Here is an 8,524-nt window from a genome sequence, read left to right as displayed (position 1 = left end):
CCGAGGTCAGGGGTGACCTCGCAAGCATCGTACATGAAGGGGCTGCAGCTTCCCGATCCCAGATCCCGCCGCAGCCGCCGCGATACACCATCTTTTGGCGGTCATTGTACCGAAGCAGACAAACTCAAATCTTTCAGGATGCTGGCTGCATCACGGCCGCAACATTGGACCATTGAAGTGGCCGATGGTCAGCACGTTCCGTTCAAGCCATGTGCGCTTCGGTCTGTCGGACTGGGAAGCTCGAACGGCCAGCAGGACGACGGCGAGCCGAACGGTTGACAATCTCCGCCCGACGGCCGCACGCACAAGGTCTGCCTGGATCAATTATGCTGACGAGCGCCAGTTCGAATACGGTAAATATACACGCCAGAAAATAATGGAACATTGGATGTAATTGGAGAATCGGCTTTCTTTAAAACAGCCTAACTGGATCTAGGTAGTTCCCAATGTCGCTTTCATTCGTGCATCTCTCCGACATTCATTTCGGACAGGAAAAGACCGACGGGGTGCGGAAGACCCATGACGATGCCAAAGCCTGCTTGATCGCTGATGCAAAGCGCCAGACGAAGGCGATGGACATCACGGGTATCATTGTCACCGGGGACGTCGCTTATGCCGGCAAGCCGGAGGAATTTCAGCAGGCAGGTGTTTGGCTTGACGATCTTGCATCAGCGGTGCGCTGCTCAAAGACCGAAGTGCAAGTGGTTCCAGGAAATCACGACATTGACCGGGACCATATTTCAGATGGCACCATGTTGATGATCTACAAAATCCTTGTTGAGGGTGAAGATAAACTCGACGGGTTTCTCCAGAACGAAGACGACTGCAAAGCGCTGTATCGGAAGCTTTCGGCTTATTGGAGCTTTGCTGAAGGTTACAATTGCTTTCTGGATAAGGCTGGTGGAATTGCCAGCAACAAGATTTTTACGTTGGCCCCGGGCCGGACCCTCCGATTCGTTGGGTTGAACTCAGCGCTGCTTTGCTACGCAAAGGAAAAAGAGGGTCACCTTGTGCTGGGCGCTAGGCAGCGCGTCTTATCCAACAACGAAGGTGAAGAGCTCGTGGTGCTTTGCCACCACCCCTTAAACTGGTTTCAGGACTCCAAAACTGCCCGTAACTACATCCGAAATCGCGCAAGGGTGTTGATGACCGGTCATGAACATGAGCCTTCCATGAGCATTGATAATGTGAAGGAGGGTCGTGATATAATGTACTTAGCGTCTGGTGCAGCCGTGCCACCTGAAGCCAGTGAAAAGTACCGGTATACGTATAATATCCTGACCTTCGACTGGGACGAACACGATGATGCGCTCACTGTCACCATCCATCCACGGACCTGGTCAGAGGGCGATGTAGATTTTGTCGACGATACTCAACTCCTTGGTGGTAATGGCCCCACATTCAAACTGGGGTCTCCAAACTACCGGGCTGCTAGCGAAAATGAGCGCCTAGGCCCTGCCGAAGTTGGTTCAATTCCTCGGGAAGCGGACGAAGCCACTGCGCCGGATGATATCGTGATTGTCGAGGAGTCGACGGTGCCAGAACGATTTGCCTTGGTATTGCTGCGGTTCTTCAGAGACCTCACGCCCGCAAAGCGTCTGGAGATATTCGTGAGGTTGGAGGCTTTACCTCCGAACTGGACCGGCGGGATGAACCAGGCAATGGAGCGCATGATCGTCGATAAGCTGGTTCGTGATGGCCGGATTGCGCAGTTGGAAGACGAGATTGGGCGTTCGACTGGGCGCGCCGTAGACAACTAAGACTTTGGGGGGAACATGGTAGACGTCGCTCAACACATTCGGATTTTTGATCAGAAGCCTGCAGACGAGTTGGTGCCTAAGCGGACCGCCGCGATCAAGGACCTGGCGAGCAAACTAACCGGACCCAAAGATGTCGATGGCCTGATGAAGATGGCCAGCAATCTCGTTGCCGCGGCAAAATTCGACAAGAAGCTGCCTGAGGAGCTGGCGCAAGAAGCCACCGCATCAATCAAGAAGCAATCTCCGGCGTTTGTCCGAGAGGGACGGGATCTAGAACTGTCGACAATCGCACTTCTGGCGATGTTGGGGGCCATCGATGGCGGAACAAAACAAGGCATAATTGAGCGGCTAAATTTTCTTTCCGCAGGCGTGTGGCTTGGCCTCTCCTTTCAGCAGCCGAACAAGGAGAGCCGTATAGAGGCCCTTCGCGTCGAAGTTCTGCACGCAGCTCGTGATTATGTCGCTCGTGGCGCCGAAAATGCTCGCGAGCGAAAGGCACCGGCGCTAGGTGCGCCGCTAAAGCCCGAAAATACCAACTTGGGCGAAGTCGTGAGTAACCTGAGGGCGTCGGTCGAACGGCTCAATCGGAACGCCGTCGTCGATCGGGAGGAAATCGATTTTTTGTGGTGGTCGGTGACTAAGTGGAGCAGCGCTCTAGATGGCCTCTATGACGAAGCCAGCGCGTACTCGGCCGCCATTGCCTTCGGGCTGGACGGTGGGGCACGCCTTCGCCGCATGCCGCTTGACGTTCACAAGCACCTTGTACTGCGTAGGATCAGAGCGGCGGAGCCTGTTTCTCTGGCTGGTCTTATCGCTGCTGTCGGCGATGATCGTCTGCGCATCTTGACCAAAATTCCGGACGCCTCCACGGCCAGGACCAATCCGGAGATATTTCCTGTGATGAGCTCGCTGCTCTCGGGATCGGCGCCTAAGTCTGCATCCAAGGACCTGCAATCCGTCGAGGCTTGGACCGTGCGGGCATTGCTTGAAGCAACGGCTCTCGGCCTCATCAATCAGCATGAGGTTTGATCATGCTGAACGACTGCTCCCAAGAGGGGTGCACAGTTAGCACAACGGGCGTTTGCCTATTGAACAATGAGGTTTCTCAGTGTCCGTACCACTCTGGCCAAGAGGCTGACGCCTCAGAAGGTGAGGAGCTGCTTGCTGAGCCTGAGGGTAATCCTTCGTTCCGATCGAGCACGACCCTTGCCGAGGATAATCTCAGCTTCATCATGGGGGATCGGTACTGCACCATGGTCGGTATCGTTGGCGCCCCTGACTCGGGCAAGACAGCCGCCTTGGTAAGCCTTTATCTCAAGCTCTCCCATGGCAAGCTGGAGGGGTTCCGCTACGCTGATAGCCGGAGCCTGATGGCGCTGGATGAAATCAGTCGCGGAGCACGCCGCTGGGCGGCCGCCCCGCCCGAGCAGATGACTGCTCACACTGAACTCAAGGACGACCGAGCGGCAGGCTTTTTACACCTGCGCATTAGAAGCAAAGATGATGGTTGGCCTGTCGATTTCTTATTGCCCGACCTCCCAGGCGAATGGTCGGAGGCCATGGTCGATGAAAGCCGACACGAACGTTTGGCGTTTCTGGAACGTGCAGATGTCATCTGGCTGATGGTCGACGGCGAACAATTGACCACGCCGGCAACGCGACAATTGTACCTGCATCGAACGCAGCTTTATCTCCAGCGTTTGAAGGAGTTTTTCCCGAACCTTCCTCGCATCATTCTTGTCATCACGCGCGCTGACAAGGGATCGATCAGTCAAAAAACCACGAATATTCTGCTCAAAGATGCGGCGGACCTGGGCCTGAATGTAGCGATCCAAAGTATAGCGTCGTTCGCCAGCGTCGGTAATCCGGTATCGCCCGGCACTGGCATTGCTGAATTGGTTAGTATGTCGATTGGGTCCGAGAAAACTGCCTATCGGTTGTGGCCGGAAGCAGAACCGCCATCTGGGGATGTCAGGGCCATAAATTTGTCGGTTCGGGGGACGGACCTATGACTGCTGGTCACTCCATTGTGCTGCTCGGTGGCCCGGATTCAGGCAAGACCAACTATCTGGTCAGGCTTTGGCGAGCATTAAAGTCACGCAAGTGTGCTCTCGTCGCGCCACGCAGTCCTACAAACATCAAGTACGTTGAGAGCCTGATGGAATTCATCCTTCAGGGTGAGTTTGCCCCACACACGGACGTCAGCGACCATCCGTCTGATCAGCAACTTCAGATCCCTATGGTTCGTGCCGGCGCATCGAGTGACGATGAGGTAACCATCTCAGTGCCGGATGTGTCAGGCGAGCTTTGGAAAGGGGCGATCGAACGGGGGGACGTGGCAAAGCCATGGATGGATGCACTGAAAGCTTCTGCGGGCGCATTGCTATTTGTTCGGGTCCAGTCGGAAGCGAATGTTTCCTCTCTCGACTGGGTAAACACGCCTGATTGGTTGATGCACCTCGCGCCTGCTGTGAAAGCGGATGCCGATCCAGCGGTAGCTGGCGCCTTCAATTCCGACGACGATGCAGTGAACGAGGACCTGAAGGTGCCCACTCAGGTGGCACTTTGCGAACTGCTTCGCTTCCTGGACGAAACTCTCCTCAGAGGGGATGACGGCTTGCCGCGTGTAGCGATCATGATTACGGCCTGGGATTTGTTGGACGAGGAAACGCGCGTCAAAGGACCCGAGGCGTATCTGGAGGCCGAGTACCCGCTTTTCGCCGGGAGGTTGATAGATTGCTTGTCGTTGGACGTGCGCTGTTACGGCGTCAGTGTCGTGGGCGGCGATTTCAAGGATGATCACTTCAAAGCCGAATTCTTTGAAGCGGACGTAGACGAAATGGGTTTTGTGGCTTTTGACCTGGGCGGAATGCAAGAGGAAGCAGATCTGACGCTCCCGGTCGCGTGGGTCGTCGATCCACTGTTCGACGATGAATGATGTTATCCACCAGCAGAAGCATGGGTATCGCGCGGGCCACCAGTTGCTTGGTAGCACGCTGCGTCTCGATCGTAGTGACCAGGACGTAATTGACCGACTATCGGATTTGTCGGGGCAGGTGAGGCCGGGTGAAACCATACCACCCTACCTGACCGTCTATCCGCTGCCTACTGGCACAAACGTAGTCGTTGCCCGAACATGGCCTGACCTGGACGCACCTCGTGCCGGTTGCGTGCTGACGAGAAGCCTCATTCTATCACGGCAAATCTGGGAGTACGCTTCAGACCCGAGTTCGCTCATAGCTTTGTTGACGCCCTTCGATGACGAAAAGCCACTTGAGGCTCTCCCGATACCGACGGGACATCGGCCTATGCCATCAATCGGTGGACATTGGGGGATGGAACTTGTGGAGGCGCTTTTCCTGGAGGCGCGCAAGCCGATAGTTGCTTTTGAAAGTGCCGATGCGGACTTGGTCGCTACAAGGCTTCTGACTGCCTTCTGGCCGTCGTTCCGCGGCGCATTTTCTCTTTGCACCTATGCGCTAGGCACACGCAAAATAGGCGGCCGGGACTTCGATCTGCTCTTTTCACCTAAGACCGCTCGCTCGCGGTTCTCGGAATGGAACGGGCGAAAAATCGACCTCAACCCGCCGAAACCTGCTCGACACAGGTGGTCGTTGCAATTGGCGCAGGCCATTTTTGCAGCGCCGACGCCTTCGCTTACGAACGCGGACCCGTTGCACCTGCTTGCTCAAGATACTCGCGGAGACGAGGCGCTTTTTCGAAAGTCGCTGTTGTGGAGCGAACTTGCCGAAAAAGTGGAGAACACGCCCAGTGCCGCCTTGGGCATGCTTGATATCCTAAACACCCAGCCAGGAGCAGCGCAGCGCGCCCTGCCTACAGCTGGTTCTTTGATCGCGAGTGGAGTCGCGACGGCGATGAGGGAACTTCCGGCTCATGAGGCCTGGCGTTTCCTGGAGACCATGCAAGGCAAGCTTACTAACCGGCCCGAACTGTCAGGGTTGGACATCGTGGTTCGGCGGCATGCTGCCTCTCTTACTCGAGGCAATCCCGCCGAAGCTGTCGCGTTCGTGTCCCAATTGGCGAAGGCTCCTGGCGAATTGCCTGAACATCTCGTAACCGCAATTGGAGAAGGTCTTCGGGATAGTGGATCAATTCACGTGTCCGCAGACCTTCCACCACGGGTGGGCGCGTTCTTGATAGCGACCTTGCCTTCGTTTGCATCTGGGCTGGCCCGACAAATTCGAGAGCGCCTTCTGCCGCAGTCTGTGTTGGCAGGATTTCTACACGCGGGCGAGGATTCATGGCGGAATAGGGGAGCTGCAAATGTGCTGCCCGAAGTCGATAGCGAAGCTTTCGCGCCGCTTGTTCCAGCGTTGCTTGCCTACGCCAGCTCGGAGGAATTGCCTGCTTGGATTTCGAAAATCCTCCGAAATACGAAACTAGCAGTGCCGGAGATCGACGGGCCGATAATTGGGGCCGTCAAGGATGATGCCACCATGGACATCGTACGAAATTCTGTAGCGAAGGAGTTTGAAGGCGAGAACGCAGACCGTGTCTTGATCCGCAGTTTGCGCCTCATGCCGCATGACGTCGATTGGCTGTTCACCGCAGACATCGCGGCCAGACGATCAACCGAGCTACTTGCCGCTGTGATGACGTCACATGATGATCTCAAGATAATCGAAGCGCAACGCGATGAGCATGTCCGCGAAAAGCTCCTAAAGATTCTTAGTCGCGATGCCCGCACTGGCGCCGACCAGTTGGCGCGGGTCTTGTTGCTAGGAGCCGCCACTGCCGGCGAGGTAATGCACTACGGCCAGATTGCCTTGCTCTATCTTCCTCAAGGAGAGCGGCGCGCCCACCTGGTCGCATCGGTACTGGAGAAGGCTCTCAGCCAATCCGATCAAGGAGTCCCCGAGGTGGAAAAAACCGTTTCCACCTTGTTTGCTGAGGTCGGTGCCCGGCAAGTTTTGTGGTGGTCCACCAGCCCAACCGCCGCCACACACCGCGTTGGCAGGAATTTGATAGTGTTGCACAGGCTGCCTGCAAACCAGCGCCAAGCGGTCGAAGCTCATATTGATGAACTTTCGGATCGGTTGAGCAGACGCAAAGTCGCAGAATTCGACCAGCAGGCATTTGGATCGTGGGCGGCGTTGCTCTGGGAAGCGCGTAGTACCGCCTATTCGGCATATATAAGGGCCGCAGCGATCTGTTTGTCGACGACGATGGAGATGCAGCGCTCCCCGGTGAGCGAAGTTATCGCTGCGGCTTTCCCGGGTGTCTACAGTGAACTCCTCCAGGCAAACCAGCAGGAAAGGGATGGCCTCATCGGCATGATCATGTCCTTGCCAAGAATGGTGGTAGGTGACTGGGACCACGCTAAGCCCGCACGTCATGGCCTAGTGGAAGCCTTCATGAGTTCAGGTTGGCAACCTGCGCACCTTCTTCTTGCAGCGGCCCGCGCAGAGATTCTTGAGCGTGTCTGCCTTCGGCTGACGCGACTTAAGGGAGGGAAAAAATACCTCGATAAGGCCATCAGCGACGTCGACAGGCTGAACAAGCAGGAGCTTGGAGACATTCGGGAGCAGGTCGCGCAGTTCAAGCGCAAGGACATGAGCAATGAATGGGATTGAACTTCCGGCTGCCAAAAGCTGATCCTGCGGCCGTTCAATGTCGTAACCTGTCAATTTTTCGCCGCTCATGCGGTTGCCGACCCAAGGCTTTGTGAGCCCTTATGTCAGCTTTCGCACTCTGACTGATAAACACAGACGTTCCGCTTCCCGTCGTCCCGAACTGGACGCTCCGCCAAGTGGAGGCGATGTCCGCTTTTAGGAACTGACTTCCGACGCGTGAGCGACCGAAATGGGGCGCACTGCGGACGTGCGCAGTCTCGCCTAGAGTTGAGCGCGCCAAACGCAATCCGCTTTAGGTGTTGAACTGCGCCTCCAGCGACCAAGAGCCCGCGTCTACAGCGCGAGGTGTCCATTGTTATCTGATCTCAGCCAGCGCGGCGCAGGATGTCGCCGCTGCGATAGGGAAAGTGGTAGAACCCCTCGAAATCGGCCACCAGGAAGGCAATGAATTCCTGGATGTGCAGATTCGCAAAACGATGGCCATGATGCAACACGTTGATGGCCGTGGGTACGGTATGCCAGTTCGGCAAGACCTCAACCAAATCGCCGGCCAGCACGTGCTCCCGGGCAAAGAACTCCGGAAACAATCCAATGCCCTGCCCTTGGATGACGCACACCTTGGCGACCCAGTTGTCATTGGTATGCAAAGGCCCGGACGGCTCGATGAGGCGCTGCGTCGCATCATCGGTGAGGTGCCAGTTCACCGTGCCGACCGGCGCCGCATTGGCCACGAGATCATGCAATGGCAAATCATCGACGCTGGTCAGCATGCCCCGCCGAGCAATGTAGTGAGGCGAGGCATAGAGGCGACTGACATAGCGAGCGAAGCCGCGGGCAATGAGATCGGCGCCTTCTTCCGCCGCCGGCAGCCCGGCGCAGATCATACAGTCGAGATCGCTATCCGGCAGAAACAGCCTCGACTTCGGCATGATCTGCAGATCGAGCGCGATCTCCGGACGGTTCTGCGTGAAATGCAGGCCCAGGGGCGCCAGCAGATTGGTTCCAAGCTCGTCAGTTGCGCCTACACGCAGGCGCACGGAGTGGGCGGGCCTCTGACTTGCCATGGCATCATGGGCACGGCTACAGGCCTGGTCGACTGCCTGAGCGTGCTGCAGAAATGTCCGGCCCGCATCGGTCAGCACCAGGCCCGATGGAGTACGGGACAGCAGT

Annotated in this window: 7 protein-coding genes and 1 pseudogene; 7 read left to right on the top strand and 1 reads right to left on the bottom strand. The window is 56.7% G+C overall.

Translation table 11 applies throughout. The annotated features are described in order from the left end of the window. The 7 genes and pseudogenes from ABIB57_RS23015 to ABIB57_RS22985 all read left to right on the top strand — a co-directional run. A partial coding sequence (locus ABIB57_RS23015; RefSeq protein ID WP_354043578.1) for a hypothetical protein occupies positions 1 to 279 on the top strand: 279 nt, incomplete at its 5' end. A gap of 167 nt (positions 280 to 446) precedes the next feature. Continuing rightward, complete coding sequence (locus tag ABIB57_RS23010; RefSeq protein WP_354043577.1) at positions 447 to 1,760, top strand: metallophosphoesterase; 1,314 nt, start codon at positions 447 to 449, stop codon at positions 1,758 to 1,760. Between the two features lie 15 nt (positions 1,761 to 1,775). After that, on the top strand, positions 1,776 to 2,789 hold the full coding sequence (locus tag ABIB57_RS23005; RefSeq protein ID WP_354043576.1) for a GTPase-associated system all-helical protein GASH: 1,014 nt from the start codon (positions 1,776 to 1,778) through the stop codon (positions 2,787 to 2,789). Between the two features lie 59 nt (positions 2,790 to 2,848). After that, a complete protein-coding gene (locus ABIB57_RS23000; protein WP_354043575.1) occupies positions 2,849 to 3,772 on the top strand; it encodes a TRAFAC clade GTPase domain-containing protein in 924 nt (307 codons plus the stop codon). Then, a complete protein-coding gene (locus ABIB57_RS22995; RefSeq protein WP_354043574.1) occupies positions 3,769 to 4,698 on the top strand; it encodes a TRAFAC clade GTPase domain-containing protein in 930 nt (309 codons plus the stop codon). The genes ABIB57_RS23000 and ABIB57_RS22995 overlap by 4 nt, the downstream gene beginning before the upstream one ends. Further along, positions 4,691 to 4,996, top strand: a pseudogene (locus ABIB57_RS22990) (GAP1-N1 domain-containing protein); the annotation flags it as partial. The gene ABIB57_RS22995 and the pseudogene ABIB57_RS22990, both read left to right, overlap by 8 nt. 99 nt (positions 4,997 to 5,095) lie before the next feature. Next, positions 5,096 to 7,354: a hypothetical protein gene (locus ABIB57_RS22985; protein ID WP_354043590.1), complete on the top strand. Its 2,259-nt coding sequence runs from the start codon at positions 5,096 to 5,098 to the stop codon at positions 7,352 to 7,354. A 365-nt stretch (positions 7,355 to 7,719) separates the two neighbouring features. Here ABIB57_RS22985 and ABIB57_RS22980 read toward each other — a convergent pair whose 3' ends face one another. Further along, positions 7,720 to 8,496 (bottom strand): LysR substrate-binding domain-containing protein, encoded by a 777-nt coding sequence (locus tag ABIB57_RS22980; RefSeq protein WP_354043573.1) that lies wholly within the window; start codon positions 8,494 to 8,496, stop codon positions 7,720 to 7,722. Positions 8,497 to 8,524 lie beyond the last annotated feature (28 nt).

It is taken from the genome of Devosia sp. UYZn731 (assembly GCF_040546795.1).
In the GTDB taxonomy this organism is placed as follows: Bacteria; Pseudomonadota; Alphaproteobacteria; order Rhizobiales; family Devosiaceae; genus Devosia.
Note: the sequence above shows the minus strand (reverse complement) of the source record. Positions and strands in the feature narration are given on the sequence as shown.